The sequence below is a fragment of the Solimonas sp. K1W22B-7 genome (assembly GCF_003428335.1).
Classification (GTDB): Bacteria; Pseudomonadota; Gammaproteobacteria; order Nevskiales; family Nevskiaceae; genus Solimonas_A.
Genome location: NZ_CP031704.1, coordinates 1,495,069 through 1,511,174, shown reverse-complemented (window position 1 = coordinate 1,511,174; position 16,106 = coordinate 1,495,069). Strand labels below are relative to the sequence as shown.

Sequence of the window (16,106 nt, the reverse complement as noted above, 5' to 3'; positions counted from 1 at the left end):
ACTTTCAAAGGTCAGTTGGCGTCGAAGCAGCTGTTGCTGGTGCCGTAGGGACTTTCCGAAGGCAGATTGTCGAAGTCATTCTCGGTAGCCGCGAGATCGAAGTCGCGCGTCTGCCGGGTTTCCGTTCCGTTGACTCTGACGGTACCGATCAAGCGGACCCGTACGAAATAGCCGAACTCCTTCGGATAGGTGACATCGAAGCGTCCGGTACCATCCGTCTGCAAGGCCACCGTGCGAGGCACAGAGGCCGGCCGGCCGGGGGTCAGACTTCCATTACCGTTGTTGTCCTCGGTCTCACCCGGGTCAATCGCGCCATTGCCATTGATATCCAGTGAATCGAGGATATCGTTGAAGTTCCAGCCACGGCCCGCAAATTGCGGCTGAGCATCTTCGGAGACGCATTCCGTCGCGGTGCCAGCGAAGGCGTCGGCGCGAAGGCCCTTGGTGTATTCGATGGGCTGGATCGCAAGGGTGAAAACAGCATCCGAAACAGGGTTGCCGCTGGAATCCTGGACAATGACGGTCCAGGGCATCTGGTAGGTGGACACATCCTTCACGATCAGTTCAGCGCCCGTGCCGAACTGGATGCTGACCGCGCGCGCTCCGACTGTCAGCCGGGCCTGCCCCTGGATGCCCGTGCCGCGTACGCGACCGGTAACGACCACTCCGTCGGCAGCGCTGGTCTGCGACGACGCGGTATAGGTGATCCTGGCAATACCCTGGCTGTTCGTGACAGCGCTCGGGGACGACAGGACACCGCCGGTGATGTCGTTCAGCGTGAAATCCACCGTTTGGTTCTTCACCAGATTGTTGTTGGCATCGAACACCGTGGCGTTGATTTCGCTGGTCTGGTTGACCGAAACGTTTGCCGGCACACCTTGCACACTGATGCTGGCCGGCGTCGTTGCCACGAACTCGAAATTCAGGGTCGCGGAGGGCCTGGTCAGCACAGTGCTGGACGCCACGACGGTGGTAGGCCCGGCCTGCAGGGACGAAACCTGAACCGTGGCAATGCCACTGGCGTTGGTCATGACCGTCGTCGCGGACAGCGTCGCGTGCGTGGCGCGGAACTCGACAGGCTGGTTCGCAACAGGATTTCCCGCAGCGCCGGTCAGCCACTGCACTGCCAGGGTCCGGGAGGGCCCGATGTTCACCTCGCTGCCCTCGGTGACCTGGGCACCCGCGGGCGGTGCGACGAACCTGAACTGATCAGTGGACACCGCAACGTTTACCGTCTGGGTGAGTCCCAGCGACGTCACTGTCAGCCTCGTCGCAGCCTGTGTGCCCCTCAACATCACGACTCCCTGTCCAGCGGCATTCGTCACGAAGCTGGAGGGCGTCACCGTATTCCCGGCATTCGTGGTCACGTCGACCCGCTGCCCCGAGATGCCGTCGCCGGCAGCGTCCACCAGCGAAACCGTATACGGGGTATCCGTATTGATCTGCGTGCTGCTGGCGCCGGTGACATTCAACTGGGTGCCGACCACGCCGATCGACACCGTCTGCCTGAGACTGGTACCCGTAACCGAGGCGGAAACATCGATGATCCGGTTCTGCGGATCGCCGCCCGTGGTCAGGACCGCGGTCACGCGTCCGGTATCATCGGTAACCGCGGGGTTGGTCACCACGATTTCGCCGGAATCGGGGGTCGAAAAGACCACCGTCACTCCGGCCATTGCGTTGTTGTTGTTGTCCTTGACGATGGCGATCAGGGACACGCCCTGGGTCACGGCCGAGGCGTCGGACGCCAGCTGCGGCGAACTGGCCAGCAGCGTCAATTGAGCCGGGACCGGGGTCGTCGGATCAGTGCCGCCGTCTTCGCCGACCGAACCACCGCCACAGGCAGACAGCGCCAGTGCGGCAACCGCTGCGAACAGGAATCCACGAGAGTTTTTGTACATTGGCTCCAGCCCGCCGCGTCCCCCGCGGCTCGAGGTAAAAAGTCAGCCCGATGCTATCCCAGAAAATCAATCAAAACAAGCAAGTCAGGCAACAATTGAAAGTAGCGTGCAAAGTGCGCACCGGGATGGTGCCCTTGGCAGGAATCGAACCTGCGACCTACCGCTTAGGAGGCGGTCGCTCTATCCACTGAGCTACAAAGGCGTAATAGCACGATTTCACGACGGTTTAAGGTCTGGTCCGGGCAAAAGAACAGCAGCCAGCCGGGGACCTGCCCCGGTATTGTAGCCGCGGAAAACGGCGAGCGGCTGTAGGCCATCCGCTATACTCGATTCGGTCCAAGGACCTGACCCCAAAACGTGTATACCCAGTTCTTTCATCTGCGGGAGATGCCATTCGCCATCACCCCGGACCCCGCCTACCTTTATATGTCCCCGCGCCACCAGGAGGCGCTGGGGCACCTGCTGTACGGCACCGGCCAGCACGGCGGCTTCGTGCAGCTCACCGGCGAGGTCGGCACCGGCAAGACCACCATCGTGCGTACCCTGCTGGAGCAGCGCCTGGCCGACGTCGACGTGGCGATGGTCCACAACCCGCGCCAGTCCGAGATGGAGTTCGTGCAGTCGATCTGCGATGAACTGCACGTGCGCTACGACGCGCCGGTCACGCTCAAGACCCTGGTCGATGCGCTCAACAGCCATCTGCTGAAGAGCCACGCCGAGGGCCGGCGCACGGTCCTGATCATCGACGAGGCGCAGAACCTGCGGCCCGAGGTACTGGAGCAGGTGCGCCTGCTGACCAACCTGGAGACCACCAAGGACAAGCTGCTGCGCATCATGCTGATCGGCCAGCCGGAGCTGTCGGAACTGCTGGCCCGCCCGGACCTGCGCCAGCTGGCGCAGCGCATCACGGCGCGCTTCCACCTGACGCCGCTGAGTGCCGCCGAGACCACCGAGTACATCCAGCACCGCCTGCGCGTGGCCGGCGCGGAAACCGAGATCTTCAGCCGCAGCGCCTGCCAGCAGGTGCACCGCTATGCCCGCGGCATCCCGCGCCTGATCAACATCATCTGCGACCGCGCCCTGCTGGGCGCCTATTCGCAGGGCCAGCGCCAGATCACGCCGGAGATGATCCGCAACGCCGCCCGGGAAGCCATCGGCGAGCTGCCCACCACCTTCGACCCGGGCGCGCCGAAGCGCTGGGCCAGCATCGAAACGGTCAGCGCGCTGGCCCTGGCGGTCTGCACCCTGGCCTTTCTCTACACCTTCGTGATCGCCCCGCGCCTGCAGCCGCCGGCGGCCGCGAACGCCCCGGTCCCGGCCGCGGTGGCGGCCGCCCCGGCAAGCGGCTCCCCCTCGGCCACCGGCGCCGCGGCGGCCCCGCCGCTCGGAGCCATGCCGGCCAGCCAGCTCGACCAGTTGCTGCGCAGGCCGCAGCCCCTGCCCGAGGTGATGGGCCGCCTGGTGCGCCTGTGGGATCCGCAGCTGCGCCTGCCGCGCGGCGGCAACCCCTGCGAGGCGCTGAGCCGCGACCACCTGGAGTGCTACCGCAGCAATGGCAGCTGGTCGGACCTGGGCCAGATCAACCGCCCGGCGATCCTGGTGCTGAAGCTGGCGGGCGGCGAGCAGCACGCGCTGCTGCGTGAGCTGACCACGACCCACGCCGGCTTCGACACGCAGTTCGGGGTGGTGAAGGTGGCGCTGAGCGAACTCGACAAGCTGTGGACCGGCGACTACCTGCTGCTGTGGCGCCGCGACACCGCCGAGTCGCAGCTGCGCCCCGGCGACCGCAGTGCCTCCGTGCCCCTGGTCTGGGAGCGCCTGGCGGAACTCGACGGCGTGGCGATTCCGCCGGAAGTGAAAACCTACTTCGGGCGCAAGCTGGAGGACGCGATACGTCAGTTCCAGCAGCAGCGCGGCCTGCCGGTGGACGGCATGCTCGGCACGCGCACGCTGATCGCGCTGGGCGACGGCCAGGCCTCCACGCCGACCCTGCTGGGAGCAAGCCGATGAGCTACATCCTCGACGCCTTGCGCAAGGCCGAGCGCGAACGCAACCTGGGCCAGCCGCCCTCGATGCAGGCGGTGACGCAGCCCTCGGCGCTGCGGCAGCCGCCCCGGCGCCTGCTGGTGCCGCTGCTGGCCGGCGTGACGCTATTGCTGCTGGTCACGATGGCGCTGCTGGTCTGGCGTCACCACCGCGCGGCCAGCGCCCCGGCTCCGGTCGCCGTGGCCGCAGTGCCGGCCGCCCCGGCGATCGCCGCCATGCCGCCGCCCGCCGACGCCGGCGACGCGGTCAGCAGCTTCGATGACCTGGCAGCGCCGGAAGAGGCAGCACCCGCGGCCGAGGAACCCGCGGCAGCGCCGGCTCCCGCGATCGCCGCAGCGCCGCGCGCCGGTGCCGAGCCCTCCATGCCTGCCGTCGCCGCGGAGGAGGAGGCCGCGGTGGAGGAAGAGGACAGCCTGCCGCTGCTGCGCGACATGCCCGCCGGCTACCGCGCCGGCTTCCCGTCGATCACGGTCGAGGTCCATGTCTACGACGACAATCCGGCCAAGCGCTGGGTGATGGTCAACACGCGGCGCTACCGCGAGGGCGAGGCGCTGTCGGAAGGGCCGCGCATCGCCGAGATCACGCCCGACGGCATCGTGTTCGAGCACCAGGGACAGCGCGCGCTGTACCCGATCGCGCGCTAAAGGCTGCACAAAACACGTGGGAGCGGCCTTGGCCGCGATAGGCCGGCGATCATGATGACCGGCCTATCGCGGCCAGCTGTTGGTCTCGGCGAAGGCTGACTCAATGTCAGCCTGAGTTAAGCCAACAGCCGCTCCCACATTCAGAGGCTCAGGCCACCGCAGCCTTCGCGGCGCCCGCCAGCTCGGCGCAGGCCGTATCCAGGCGGCGCAGGGCCTCGGCCAGGTCGGCCTCGGTGATGTTCAGCGCCGGCGCGAAGCGCAGCACGTCCGGACCGGCCACCAGCAGCCAGACGCCGTGCCTGAGGCCGGCGCCGACCACGTCCTTGGCACGGCCCTTCCAGGCCTCCGTCAGCGGCGCCCCGATCAACAGGCCCAGGCCGCGCACACCCTCGAACATGCCGTAGCGGCGGCCGATCGCCTCCAGCCCGGCCTGCAGCTGCGCGCTGCGTGCGCGCACGTTGGCCAGCGTCTCGGGCTTGGCGATCTCCTCCAGCGCGGCGCCGGCCACGGCGCAGGCCATGGGGTTGCCGCCGTAGGTGGAGCCGTGCGTGCCGAAAGCCAGCGTCTCGGCGAGCTTCGCGGTGGTCAGCATGGCGCCCACCGGGAAGCCGCCGCCCAGGCCCTTGGCCGTGGTCAGGACGTCCGGCGTCACGCCCATTTCCATGTAGGCGAACAGGGCACCGCAGCGGCCGTTGCCGGTCTGCACCTCGTCGAACACCATCAGCGCGTTGTGCCGGTCGCAGAGTTCGCGCACGCCGCGCAGGAAGGTCTCGGTGGCCGGCGTCACGCCGCCCTCGCCCTGCACCGGCTCCAGCACCACCGCGCAGGTCCGCTCGCTGATGTGATCGGCCAGGGTCTCGAGATCGTTATACGGCAGGTGCGTGATGTTGCCCGGCAGCGGCTCGAAGCCCTTGGTGTACTTCTCCTGGCCGCCGACGCTCACCGTGAACAGCGTGCGACCGTGGAAGGCGTTGTAGAACGAGATGATCTCGTTCTTCTCCGGGTTCTGGTTGTTGCCCCAGCGCCGCGCCAGCTTGAACGCGGCCTCGTTGGCCTCGGAGCCGCTGTTGCAGAAGAACACGCGCTCGGCGAAGCACAGCTCGGTGAGCCGCTTGGCCAGCTTCAGCGCCGGCTCATTGGTCATGACGTTGGAGATGTGCCAGAGCTTGCGCGACTGCTCGGCCATGGCCTGCACCAGGGCCGGGTGGCAATGCCCCAGGCTGGTCACGGCGATGCCGCAGGCCAGGTCCAGGTATTCGCGGCCCTGCTGGTCCCACAGGCGCGAGCCTTCGCCGCGCACCGGGATGATCTCCGCCGGCGCGTAGTTGGGAACCATGACCTCGTTGAACAGCTGGCGATCGAGCTGCGACATCTTCATCTCCACAACGGCAAAAGCCCGGGTCGGGCAACGCAGGAGCTTTGCCTGGCGGGCCTCGGGCTGAAACGGGGGCGGATTATAAGCCCCCCGCCATCGCCCTCAATAGTAGATGGTGACCGTCACCGTATCGGCGTAGCTGCCGGCCACCGGCGTCGCCTGCGGCGCCACCCGGCCGTAGATGGTGACGTCCTGGGCGCTGCCGCTGCCGGTGCCGGCCACGGTGTCCGTGCCCTGGGTGTTGCCCCAGCGCTGGCTGCGGCCGTTGTCGCGGTAGAGCTCGTAGCTGACGTAGTTGCCGGCGGCGCTCTTCATGCGCCGGATCGACCCCGAGGCGTTGATGCCGTTGTTCAGGCCCAGCTGGTAGGGCGTGGTATTGGTGCAGCGCGGGCTTACGATCGCGGTCGCGTCGTAGTTGGCGGTCAGCAGCCCGCCGGTGCCGAAGTTGATGTTCTCGACGCTGAAACTGGGATCGCACTGCGCGCTGACCGTGGCCAGCGCGCTGAACGCGAACGTGCCCGAGCCGCTGCCGTTGCCGCCGCTGGTGCAGGTCGCCGGGTAGCCGAGCAGGCCCAGCAGGAACTCGTTGTACTGGTAGATCAGCTCGGTATGCGCACCGCTGAAGGCATTGGAATAGCTGCCCGGCACCAGCGTGGTCTGGCCGCTGGGGATGCGGCCGTAGACCGTCAGGCTGCCATTGGCGGTGGCGCTGCCGAGCAGCGCGCCGATCTCCAGCGTCGCCCCCACCGAGCCATAGCTGTTGGAGCGCGTGCCCCAGATCAGGCTGCGGCCGCTGTCCTTGTAGAGATTGAAGTACAACAGGTTGGCGCCACTGCTCATCTGTCGCGGCGCGAAGTTGCCGCCGCCCTGGGCGCCCGCGCCGATGCTGAAGCACATGCGGACGCGCGAGGACGACAGGATGCTGGTGATGGTGCAGCTGTAGTTCAGCGTCGCGGTGACATCGACGTTGCCGCCGAAGGGATTGACCGGACTGAAGCTGACGTTCGACAGGCTCGCCGAGCAGGTGGTCGAGGCCTGGCCGGGCTGCGGGCACAGTGCCAGCAGCAGCAACAGCAGCGGCGCGAGCTGTCTCATGGCAGCACCGGCCGGCACACCACCGGGCCGATCACCGGGATGCCGCTGGCCTGCGGCGGATAGGCAAAGGCGGTCTCGCAGGAGGCGCCCTGCGGCGTGATCACGCTGATCCGGTTCTTGGCCGACAGGCCTTCGAGGTAGACCTGGCCGTCGTAGCCGACCATCTGCGGCGCGACGCCGGCGCCGTCCAGCCGCACCCGGCTGCCCAGCGGCAGCGGCCAGCCGCGGCCATCGGCCAGGGTCACCACGGCAGCGCGCACCTCGCGCAGGCCGAAGTCCACCAGCAGGCCGGCGCGATCGGTCGGCACGACCTCGCCCTCCACCGCATTGGCCTGCACCTGTGCCGGCAAGCCCAGCGCGTCGATCGCGACGCGATTGGGCTGCCAGGCGTTGAGGTTGGTCAGCAGGTAGTGCCCACCGCGATCGGTACGGCCGATCGGACGGTTCTCCAGGTACACCGGCACGTCGGCGATGCCGCTGGTCGACACCAGCACGAAGGCGTCGTCGATGCGGCGGCTGGCGAAGACATCGCGGTCCATCAGCACCAGGCCGCCGGAGTAGCCGGCATAGACGCTGTCCAGCCCATTGACCGAGTAGCTGCCCGCGGTCAGCTGTCCGTAGTCGCCGCGGTAGGAGCCCTCGGCCTGCCAGTCGTGCACGCCCTCACCCTGCTGCGTGCGCAGGCTCCAGCCGAAGCCGCCGTCGACCGCGCTGTTCTGGGCCAGGTCGGCGCCATAGAGATTGCGGCCGCGGTTGCGCTGGAACGAGGTGCCGAGGGACAGCCGTGAGCCGAAGCTCCATACCAGGCCGGCGAACACCACCGTGTCCCCGGCATCGTCGAGGTTGCGGGTGGCGTTGGCGAACAGGCTGGCACCGCGCTGCAGGTTGAGACTGTAGCCGGCACCGGCGTAGTGCTGGCGCCCGTCCAGCTCGGTGTCGAGCCGGCTGTAGTTCACGGAAACGCTGCCGGCGGCGCCGAACTGCAGGCTGGCCACGGCCTGCGCGCTGCGCTGCGGCGGCGGCTCGCCCTCGAGGCTGGCGATATCGCGATAGTCGTCGAAGGCCTGGGTGACGCCGAGGCCGGCGTTGAAGCGCCGGCCGACCCAGGCGTAGCCGAGGCTGGCCTGGCTGCCGCTGTCCGCACCCTCGCTCAGGGCGTAGGCGGCGTTGACCACGCCGGCGTCGCCCAGCTGCAGTGCGCCACCGAAGCCACCCAGGGCAAGCCGCTCGCTGGCCTCCGCGTGCGCCTCCAGCGTCGCCCACTCGCGCCAGCCGTAGCGCAGGCTGCCGCTGGCGGCCGGCGCGTCGCCGTAGCGGAAGGAGTCGAAGCCGTAGTCGCGGCGCACCACGCCCGCCTCCAGCGACCAGTCGCTGAGCCCGGCCTTGAGCAGCTGGCTGGAGTTGTAGAAAGGAAAACTGACGGCGCTGCGACGGCCCAGCGCATCGGTGAGCACGACCTGGGCCTGGCCCGAGCCGTTGACGCCGGGCACCGCGAACAGCTGGAACGGCCCCGGCGCCACCTCGCCCTCGTACTGGCGGATGCCGTTGACGTAGAGCTCGACGCTCGACGGCAGCGCGGCCTGGCCGAAGAACGCCGGCAGCGGATAGGTGATCAGGCCTGGCTGCAGGCTGAAGTTGCGCCGCAGCTGCACGCCGCCCATGCGCGTGGCACGGCTCCAGCCGAGGTTGCCGCCGATGAAATCGCCGACATTGAGCGTCGTCAGGCGGTCCTCGAAGGACAGGCTCCAGGTCGTATCGAGGCGGGTATAGGGCTCCTGCTCGCGCGCATCGTCGAAGGCCGACAGGCCGGTGCTGTTCAGCACGCCCCAGCCGCCGAAGCCGCGCAGCTCGGTCAGGGCGCTGAAGCTGCGCGCGCCGCGATCACCGGCATTGCCGTAGAGATCGTAGTTGAGCAGGGCGCCGGGCGTGACCCGGGCGTCGTAGGCCTTGCCGGACTGGGCGTTGAGTCGTTGCGTCGCGCGGCCGAGCCGCTCGGCGCTCGCAATGAAGTCGACGCGCTGGTTGGGGGTGTCGATCGCGTAATCCAGCCCCGGGATTGCGGCGAGATCGGCGTAGCCCTCCGCCGGCAAGCCGTCGACGCGGATGCCGGCGTCGCGCAGGTTCGGGATCCAGGCGTGATGGTGGCCGTCGGCAGTGACGGCCACGTGCAGCACGCGCTGCGTGCTGACGCCGTTGAGCGTCACTTCCAGGTAGAGGTCCATCTGGCTGGCCGGCAGCCCCGGGCCGCGCAGCAGGCCGATGTTGACGAGGTCCGGCGCCTCGGCGAGCGCGCCGCCGGCCGGCAGCGACAGCAGCAGGCTAGCGAGCACCAGGCGCCAGGCGCAGCTTGTGGCGGCCGGGTTCGCCATTGATCCTCGCCTGGACCTCGGTTGCGGTGTTGGCACTGGCATCCAGCTTCAGCGGCCAGCGGCTGGTGGCGCCGGCCAGCACGTAGCCCAGCAGGCCCGGATGCTTGAGCAGGCTGCGGCCCTGGCCGTCGAGCAACTCGATGTCGGTGACCTTTGCACGCCGCCCCCCTTGTTGTCGGTGATCAGCTTCAGCTTGTCGCCCTCCCGCGCCAGGCGCCACTCCAGCGCCGGGGCCGCCGCGGTGCCGGTATCGGCGAAGACGGGAATCGAGAATTGCATGACGAAGTGCAGGCCCTGCTGCAGCTTGGCCGGATCCGGCAGTTCGTCCACCAGGATACGGTAGCTGCTCTCGCGCGGACCGGTGGCGGCCGTGCGGATCACCCGCACCAGCTGCTTCTGCCCCGGCTGCAGCGCGATCATCGGCGGACTCAGCACCAGGTCGCGGGTCGGCAGCAGGCGGTCCTTGCCCTCGTCCTGGTTCCAGGCATAGGCACGCAGCTGCGCGTCGATCGGCGCGTCGCCGGTGTTGCTGAGCCACAGCGCCTGGGCCGGCGCGGCACTGGTGAATTCCAGAGAAATCGGCGTCACGCTCAGGCCCGCAGCGGTGACGGCGGTGGTGACGAGCAGGCTGGCCAAGACGGCCAGCCTGCTGCACAACACCCGGTACGGTCGCAGCATCATTTCCCCCTTTTGGGCGGAAACGGTGCCCAGTTCAGTAGGTTACCGTCACCGTTACCGTATCAGCATAGCTGCCCGCCTGGGGCGTTGTCTGCGCCGGCACGCGGCCGTAGACGGTGAAGGACTGCTCCGCGCCGGTGCCGGTGCTGCCGAGGGTGTTGGTGTCCACCGTCTCGCCCCAGACCGTGGTGCGGCCGGCATTGCTGTACATGTTGTAGCCGACGTAGTGCGAGGAGCCGTCGGTCATGCGGCGGGTGTTGATGTCGTTGGCGCTCGACTCGTTGGCGCCGGCGTCCAGGCCGATGTCGTAGTCGGCACCGGTGGTGCAGGTCACCTTGATCGTCGAGGTGGTGTCGACGTTGGCGATCAGCACGCCCTGCGTGCCGAAGCTCAGGTTGGTCGGCGCCGTGGTCAGCGCGCAGGTGTTCTGGATGGTGATCTGGGCCTGGAAGTTGCCTGACACCGTCGCAGCCAGGGCGGGGGTCGCGCTGGCCATCGCCACGATGCCGGTTACCGCTATCTGAATCCTGTTCATGACTACTGTCTCCTGGGGTACACGGGGTGTGTAGGTGAATACTTACATTGACCCGCGCCAGAAAACCGTCGCAGCCTACAAACGGCATGCGTCAAGGGACCGACGGTAATTAACTGTTTTATAATCAGTAATGTAGAGAAATCATACTGGCTGGCTTGAGTAAGCATCCGGCGATATAAATGTAAGGTTTTCCCTCACACCTCCGTTCATGCAAGCGGCTGTTTACGCGCGGGATTTTTCGGCGCATCGTTACGGTCAGATGGAGACACCGCCGGCGGCGAGCGCGTGGTCAGGACCCTCCGGCGGATTGCGGGCCCAGGTGGCCCGACTACCGTTGCGGACCAAGGAGAGCTCATGACCGACCTCGATACCATTACCGCCTTCAACGAGTTGATCGAAACCTCGCTGGATACGGAGCGCAATTTCCGCGCCGCCTCGGAAGAGGCCTACCACGCCGACCTGAAGCAGCTGTTGCGCGACTGCGCCAGCGACAGCGCCCACGCCGCCGCCGAACTGCAGGCGGCCGTGAAGTCACTCGGCGGCAGGCCCGAGGAGATCGGCACCACCGGCTCCACCGTGCGCCGCGGCTGGATGCACCTGAAAGCGCTGGCCCTGGGGCGCGACGAAGTCGCCATCCTCGATGAATGCGAGCGCTTCGAGCACGATGCCGAAATGCGCTACGAGCATGCGCTGGGGGTGGAGATGCCGGAGCCGATGCATGCCCTGGTGCAGCGCCAGTACGAGGACCTGCGCCGCCACCAGCAGGACCTGCGGGGCATGCGGCAGCGCTACACCCTTCACTGATCCGGACGCCGAAACGAAAAAAGCCAGGCTTGCGCCTGGCTTTCGTTTTCCCGGGTGATGGTGGAGCGAAAGGGGATCGAACCCTCGACCTCCGCATTGCGAACGCGGCGCTCTCCCAGCTGAGCTATCGCCCCGTGAAGGGGGAGCATTCTAGCAATTCGACGCGAAAACGCCAGCGGCACTCAACTGCCCTGCCCGGCCAGCTGCCGCAGGCGGCCTTGCGCGGCAATCGCCAAGGGCGTTAAAACTGCCGCGCCAAGCCAATGATCGACAAGCGCTTTTGCGGGGGGCTTCCCTCGCGAAAAAAAGCTTGATAAATACAGCTCCCGATTTTGACGCGAGTTTTACTGAGGTCAAAGCATCGATGCCGCGCAAGCCGAAGAAAGCCCAGCAGCAGCCTGAAGCTCCCAAGAGCTTCGACGAGTTCGTTGACGAAGCCGAAGGCGTCGACGAAGACGTCTCCAGCGCGGAAAGCGCGCGCGCCCTGCCGCAGTCCAAGCTACGCGACTGGCGCGACGTGGAGAAATTCAAGGAAGAGCGCAACCTGCGGCGCGCCATCGACGAAGACCCGGATTTCGACGAGCCGCGGCGACGGCGCTGAGGTGCGCTCGCGAGCGGACACAAAGCCTTCAGTCCGCGAATGAACGCAAATGGACGCGAATGAAAGCCGGTCTATTGGCGTTCATTTGCGTGCATTTGCGGACGGCATTGCTTCTCGCTGCCTACCAGCCAGACCCTCAAGCGCCGCCCGGAGAGTGGTAGCGCTCCAATGTCGGCACCAGGTATTCCAATGCCTCGTCGATGGTGTCGCAGATGCGGAACAGGTCGAGGTCGGCCTCGCTGATCAGCCCGCGGTCGGCCAGCATGCGGAAATTGAACAGCCCTTCCCAGAACTCCTTGCCGAACAGCACGATCGGCATCGGCGCGGACTTGCCGGTCTGGGTCAGCGTCAGCAACTCGAACAGTTCGTCCATGGTGCCGAAACCACCGGGGAAGATCACTGCGGCACGCGCCAGGTTCAGGAACCAGAACTTGCGCATGAAGAAGTAGTGGAACTCCAGCGCACGCGACAGTTCCACATGCGGATTGCCGTGCTGTTCGAAGGGCAGTGAAATGCCCAGGCCGATGTTGAGGTTGCGGTCGACCCGCGCGGCGCCCTCGTGGGCCGCCTCCATGATGCCGGGGCCGCCGCCGGTGCAGACGTAGTAGCGCTCCCCCTCCCCGTGCGAGTCCGTGGTCCAGCGCGCCAGGCGCTCGGCGAAATCGGCGGCCTCGGCGTAGAAATCGCGGCCCAGCCCGGGTTTGGCGCGGGTACGGGCGGAGCCGAAGAAGATCACGGCATTGCGGATGCCCATGGCCTTGAAGCGCCGCGCCGGCTCCATGTACTCGCAGAGGATGCGCACTGCGCGCGCCTCCTCGCTCATCAGGAATTCTTCGTTCTTGTAGGCCTTGACCAGTTCCATTCCACTCCCCTCCAGGAAGGGCAAGTGTAGCAGCGCACCCCACCCGCTCCGGGGCATCTCATTCTAGGGCCTACCAACGCTACCGCGATCGCTGCGACGGAGGCCGCTTTGGCGCAGGGCTATGTCCCGAGACGCGCGGTGTACTGGACGTACATTAGCGGCGCGGGACGACGCCATGCGCCAAAGCGGCCCTGCCCTCCGGGTGCCCCCGTCTTTGCCGCCATGCTGTGTTGCTCGTCTGTTACTTGGAACCACCAAGCGTCTTCCTCGCGTCGTGCCTGGCGGCAAATACGGGGGCATCGCAGCGACCGCGGTAGCGTTGGTAGGCCCTTCGGGTGGCGAATCCCGGTTCTGCCTCGGTTAAGATGCCCGCCCCTCACCCCTTCCTCGCAGGAGCGGTACATGCGTTCACGGATCGTCGGCACCGGCAGCTACCTGCCCGCCCAGAGCCTCAGCAACCAGGAGCTGGAAAGCCGTATCGACACGACGGACGAGTGGATCTTCCAGCGCACCGGAATCCGCGCCCGCCACGTCGCCGCCGAGCACGAGCACACCTCGGACCTGGCATTGCATGCGGCAAGGCAGGCGATGGAGATGGCCGGCATCACGGCCGCCGACCTGGACCTGATCATCGTGGCCACCACCACGCCGGACATGATCTTCCCGTCCACGGCCTGCCTGCTGCAGGCCAAGCTCGGCGCCGGCACCTGCGCGGCCTTCGACGTGCAGGCCGTCTGCACGGGCTTTCTCTATGCGCTGTCGATCGCCGACAAGTTCGTCAACAGCGGCCAGTCGAAATGCGCGCTGGTGATCGGCGCGGAGAAGTTCTCGCGCCTGCTCGACTGGACCGATCGCCGCACCTGCGTGCTGTTCGGCGACGGCGCCGGCGCGGTGGTGCTCAAGCCCGATCCCGAGCACGGTATCCTTTCCACCCACCTGCATGCCGACGGCACCCAGTCGCACATCCTGCAGGTACCCGGTTTCGTCGACAACGGCGAGATCGGCGGCCACGCCTACGTGCAGATGGACGGCCAGGCCGTGTTCCGTTTCGCCGTGCGCGCGCTCGACGAAATCTGCAGGGAAGCCCTCGCGCCCCATGGCATGAAAGGCTCCGACATCGACTGGCTGGTGCCGCACCAGGCCAACATCCGCATCATCCAGGCCACCGCCGACAAGCTGGGCCTGCCGCGCGAGCGCATCGTCACCACGCTGGAGCGCCAGGGCAACACCTCGGCCGCCTCGGTGCCGCTGGCGCTGGACACCGCGGTACGCGACGGCCGCATCCAGCGCGGGCAGAACGTGCTGCTGGAAGCGGTGGGCGGCGGGATGACCTGGGGCGCGGCGATGGTGCGGTGGTGATTTGCCGCGGCTAGCCTTTGTAGGAGCGGCTGTTAACCGCGATGCGCGGGTGGCCTTGTGAGCACCCATCGCGGCTAACAGCCGCTCCTACACGCTTGGTTGCCGGCCATTCACCGCTCAGGTCGCGCTGAGCCATCGCCACAGCGTAGTTCTGGAAACCCCCAGCAACTCCGCCGCCTTCGCGCGATCCCCGCCCGCCGCCTGCAGCGCCCGCTCCACCGCCGCCGCATCCGGACGCTGCCGCCCGCGGACCACGGTCTCGGTCGGCGTCACCACCTGCGTCGCCACCGCCGCCAGCTCCGGCGCGAAGCGCAGCAGCGAAGGCCGCGTCAGCGCCGACAGCGGCGACTCGGCCGAGACCAGCACGGCGATGCGCTCGGCGAGGTTGCGCAGTTCGCGCACGTTGCCCGGCCAGGAGTGGCCGAGCAGCAGCGCCCTGGCGGGTTCGTCGATCACCATGGCACCGGCGCCGGCGCCGCGCAGGAAACCCATCAGCAGCAGCGGCACATCCTCGGCATGCTCGCGCAGCGGCGGCAGTGCCAGGCGCAGCACGTTGAGCCGGTAGTAGAGATCGCGGCGGAAGCGGCCCTCGGCAGCCAGCGTGTCGAGTTCGCTGTGGGTGGCCGCCACCACGCGCACGTCGACCGGGATCGGCCGCACGCTGCCGACGCGCAGCACCTCGCGCTCCTCCAGCACGCGCAGCAGCCGGGTCTGCAGGGCCAGCGGCATCTCGCCGATCTCGTCGAGGAACAGCGTGCCGCCGTTGGCGGCCTCGATCAGTCCCACGCGGCCGCCGCGGCGCGAGCCGGTGAAGGCGCCGTCGGCGTAGCCGAACAGTTCGGACTCCAGCAGCGACTCGGCGATGGCCCCGCAGTTGACCGCGATGAAGGGCGCGGCGCGGCGCGGGCTGGCGCCGTGCAGCGCCTGCGCCACCAGTTCCTTGCCGGTGCCGGTCTCGCCGGTGACCAGCACCGTGCGGTCGCTGGCGCCGTAGAGCCGCACCTGGTCGCGCAGGGCGACCATCGACTCGCTGTTGCCGATCAGGCGACGCAGGCTGTAGCGCGAATCCGGCGCCGTGGGGTCACGGCGCTGGCCGCTGCGCGCCGCGGAAAGCATGCGCGCCAGGTCGATCGCCTGCTCGAAGGCATGGCGGATCGCGTCCGGCGAGTACATCAGGATGCCGGGGATGCCGGCGCGGTCGGCAAGTTCAGTGACGTAGCCGGTGCCGACGATCGCGCCGCAGCCGATCGACGCCAGTTCGGTGACGAGGTCCCTGGCTTCCTCGGTGTTGGTGTAGGAGCGCTGCTCGATCTCGAGCCCGAACTGCTGCTTGAACGCGGCGAACGCCGGCAGGGGGGCGCCGTAGCTGATGACGCCGATGCGATCGGAATGACGCCGCGCGCGGGTCAGGGCCTGCATCAGGTCGAAGCCGTCCGGGCGCACCAGGACGATGGGCTTGTCGATGCGGTTGCGCAGGTATTCGCCGTTGGAGCCGGCAGACAGCACGACATCGCAGTCCTCGGTCCGCAGCCGCTCGCGGATGTGAGTGACCGCCTCCTCGAAGCCGAGATCGATGGTCTCGATGTGCGCGCGGCCGTCGAACTCCGGCGTGACCTCGCGCATCAGGCTCGACAGCCGGGTGACGCTGACGGTCCAGATCGTGGGCAGGGGTGCATCGTTGAGCTGCATGTCGCAGATTATGTTCCATTTCTCGTTTCATGTGTTTCATGAAACGAGAAATTGCCATTGGTGAAACAGGCAGCCGCCCGGAACATTCTTAATATATCCAGCAATACCAATGACTTGAGTGACATATTCAGGCGCCGGAACGGCTGGC

At 67.5% G+C, this 16,106-nt stretch carries 13 protein-coding genes and 2 tRNA genes; 5 read left to right on the top strand and 10 right to left on the bottom strand.

Features of this window, described 5'->3' with window-relative positions:
• Positions 1-11 precede the first annotated feature (11 nt).
• Positions 12-1,901: an Ig-like domain-containing protein gene (locus tag D0B54_RS06975; protein ID WP_117290484.1), complete on the bottom strand. Its 1,890-nt coding sequence runs from the start codon at positions 1,899-1,901 to the stop codon at positions 12-14.
• Between the two features lie 126 nt (positions 1,902-2,027).
• Positions 2,028-2,103: transfer RNA gene (locus D0B54_RS06970), tRNA-Arg, on the bottom strand.
• Between the two features lie 224 nt (positions 2,104-2,327).
• Here D0B54_RS06970 and D0B54_RS06965 point away from each other — a divergent pair.
• Together D0B54_RS06965 and D0B54_RS06960 are read left to right on the top strand one after the other, a co-directional pair.
• Entirely contained in the window at positions 2,328-3,911 is a 1,584-nt protein-coding gene (locus tag D0B54_RS06965) for an ExeA family protein (RefSeq protein WP_240433567.1), read from the top strand.
• Entirely contained in the window at positions 3,908-4,591 is a 684-nt protein-coding gene (locus D0B54_RS06960) for a general secretion pathway protein GspB (protein ID WP_117290480.1), read from the top strand. Before D0B54_RS06965 ends, D0B54_RS06960 begins: the two co-directional genes overlap by 4 nt.
• 148 nt (positions 4,592-4,739) lie before the next feature.
• On the opposite strand, the gene D0B54_RS06955 is transcribed toward D0B54_RS06960, so the two are convergent.
• From D0B54_RS06955 to D0B54_RS06935, 5 genes are all read right to left on the bottom strand, one after another.
• Entirely contained in the window at positions 4,740-5,969 is a 1,230-nt protein-coding gene (locus tag D0B54_RS06955) for an aspartate aminotransferase family protein (protein WP_240433566.1), read from the bottom strand.
• Positions 5,970-6,068: 99 nt separating this feature from the next.
• Positions 6,069-7,061: a Csu type fimbrial protein gene (locus D0B54_RS06950; RefSeq protein ID WP_162932265.1), complete on the bottom strand. Its 993-nt coding sequence runs from the start codon at positions 7,059-7,061 to the stop codon at positions 6,069-6,071.
• Entirely contained in the window at positions 7,058-9,430 is a 2,373-nt protein-coding gene (locus D0B54_RS06945; RefSeq protein ID WP_162932264.1) for a fimbria/pilus outer membrane usher protein, read from the bottom strand. Before D0B54_RS06945 ends, D0B54_RS06950 begins: the two co-directional genes overlap by 4 nt.
• Before the next feature lie 48 nt (positions 9,431-9,478).
• On the bottom strand, positions 9,479-10,066 hold the full coding sequence (locus D0B54_RS06940; RefSeq protein WP_162932263.1) for a fimbrial biogenesis chaperone: 588 nt from the start codon (positions 10,064-10,066) through the stop codon (positions 9,479-9,481).
• Between the two features lie 76 nt (positions 10,067-10,142).
• On the bottom strand, positions 10,143-10,643 hold the full coding sequence (locus tag D0B54_RS06935) for a Csu type fimbrial protein (protein WP_117290470.1): 501 nt from the start codon (positions 10,641-10,643) through the stop codon (positions 10,143-10,145).
• A gap of 354 nt (positions 10,644-10,997) precedes the next feature.
• Between D0B54_RS06935 and D0B54_RS06930 the strand changes: the two genes are divergently transcribed.
• Positions 10,998-11,447 carry a PA2169 family four-helix-bundle protein gene (locus D0B54_RS06930; RefSeq protein ID WP_117290468.1) on the top strand — a complete coding sequence of 150 codons (450 nt, stop codon included), beginning with the start codon at positions 10,998-11,000 and terminating at the stop codon, positions 11,445-11,447.
• 58 nt (positions 11,448-11,505) lie between these two features.
• On the opposite strand, the gene D0B54_RS06925 is transcribed toward D0B54_RS06930, so the two are convergent.
• Positions 11,506-11,581: transfer RNA gene (locus D0B54_RS06925), tRNA-Ala, on the bottom strand.
• A gap of 230 nt (positions 11,582-11,811) precedes the next feature.
• Here D0B54_RS06925 and D0B54_RS06920 point away from each other — a divergent pair.
• Positions 11,812-12,048 carry a hypothetical protein gene (locus D0B54_RS06920; RefSeq protein WP_117290466.1) on the top strand — a complete coding sequence of 79 codons (237 nt, stop codon included), beginning with the start codon at positions 11,812-11,814 and terminating at the stop codon, positions 12,046-12,048.
• A 136-nt stretch (positions 12,049-12,184) separates the two neighbouring features.
• On the opposite strand, the gene D0B54_RS06915 is transcribed toward D0B54_RS06920, so the two are convergent.
• Positions 12,185-12,910, bottom strand: a complete 726-nt coding sequence (locus D0B54_RS06915) for an LOG family protein (RefSeq protein WP_117290464.1) — start codon at positions 12,908-12,910, stop codon at positions 12,185-12,187.
• A gap of 402 nt (positions 12,911-13,312) precedes the next feature.
• On the opposite strand from D0B54_RS06915, the gene D0B54_RS06910 reads away from it, so the two are divergent.
• Positions 13,313-14,269, top strand: a complete 957-nt coding sequence (locus D0B54_RS06910; protein ID WP_117290462.1) for a beta-ketoacyl-ACP synthase III — start codon at positions 13,313-13,315, stop codon at positions 14,267-14,269.
• Between the two features lie 117 nt (positions 14,270-14,386).
• Here D0B54_RS06910 and prpR read toward each other — a convergent pair whose 3' ends face one another.
• Entirely contained in the window at positions 14,387-15,958 is a 1,572-nt protein-coding gene (prpR, locus tag D0B54_RS06905; protein WP_117290460.1) for a propionate catabolism operon regulatory protein PrpR, read from the bottom strand.
• Positions 15,959-16,106 lie beyond the last annotated feature (148 nt).

What these genes read in the sequence shown, in the direction of transcription:
- D0B54_RS06965 (WP_240433567.1), top strand. Translation starts at nt 2,328, where the DNA reads ATGTCCCCGCGCCACCAGGAGGCGCTGGGGCACCTGCTGTACGGCACC.
- D0B54_RS06930 (WP_117290468.1), top strand. Translation starts at nt 10,998, where the DNA reads ATGACCGACCTCGATACCATTACCGCCTTCAACGAGTTGATCGAAACC.
- D0B54_RS06920 (WP_117290466.1), top strand. Translation starts at nt 11,812, where the DNA reads ATGCCGCGCAAGCCGAAGAAAGCCCAGCAGCAGCCTGAAGCTCCCAAG.
- D0B54_RS06950 (WP_162932265.1), bottom strand. Translation starts at nt 7,061, where the DNA reads ATGAGACAGCTCGCGCCGCTGCTGTTGCTGCTGCTGGCACTGTGCCCG.
- D0B54_RS06955 (WP_240433566.1), bottom strand. Translation starts at nt 5,969, where the DNA reads ATGAAGATGTCGCAGCTCGATCGCCAGCTGTTCAACGAGGTCATGGTT.
- D0B54_RS06945 (WP_162932264.1), bottom strand. Translation starts at nt 9,430, where the DNA reads ATGGCGAACCCGGCCGCCACAAGCTGCGCCTGGCGCCTGGTGCTCGCT.
- prpR (WP_117290460.1), bottom strand. Translation starts at nt 15,958, where the DNA reads ATGCAGCTCAACGATGCACCCCTGCCCACGATCTGGACCGTCAGCGTC.
- D0B54_RS06975 (WP_117290484.1), bottom strand. Translation starts at nt 1,901, where the DNA reads ATGTACAAAAACTCTCGTGGATTCCTGTTCGCAGCGGTTGCCGCACTG.
- D0B54_RS06960 (WP_117290480.1), top strand. Translation starts at nt 3,908, where the DNA reads ATGAGCTACATCCTCGACGCCTTGCGCAAGGCCGAGCGCGAACGCAAC.
- D0B54_RS06915 (WP_117290464.1), bottom strand. Translation starts at nt 12,910, where the DNA reads ATGGAACTGGTCAAGGCCTACAAGAACGAAGAATTCCTGATGAGCGAG.
- D0B54_RS06910 (WP_117290462.1), top strand. Translation starts at nt 13,313, where the DNA reads ATGCGTTCACGGATCGTCGGCACCGGCAGCTACCTGCCCGCCCAGAGC.
- D0B54_RS06935 (WP_117290470.1), bottom strand. Translation starts at nt 10,643, where the DNA reads ATGAACAGGATTCAGATAGCGGTAACCGGCATCGTGGCGATGGCCAGC.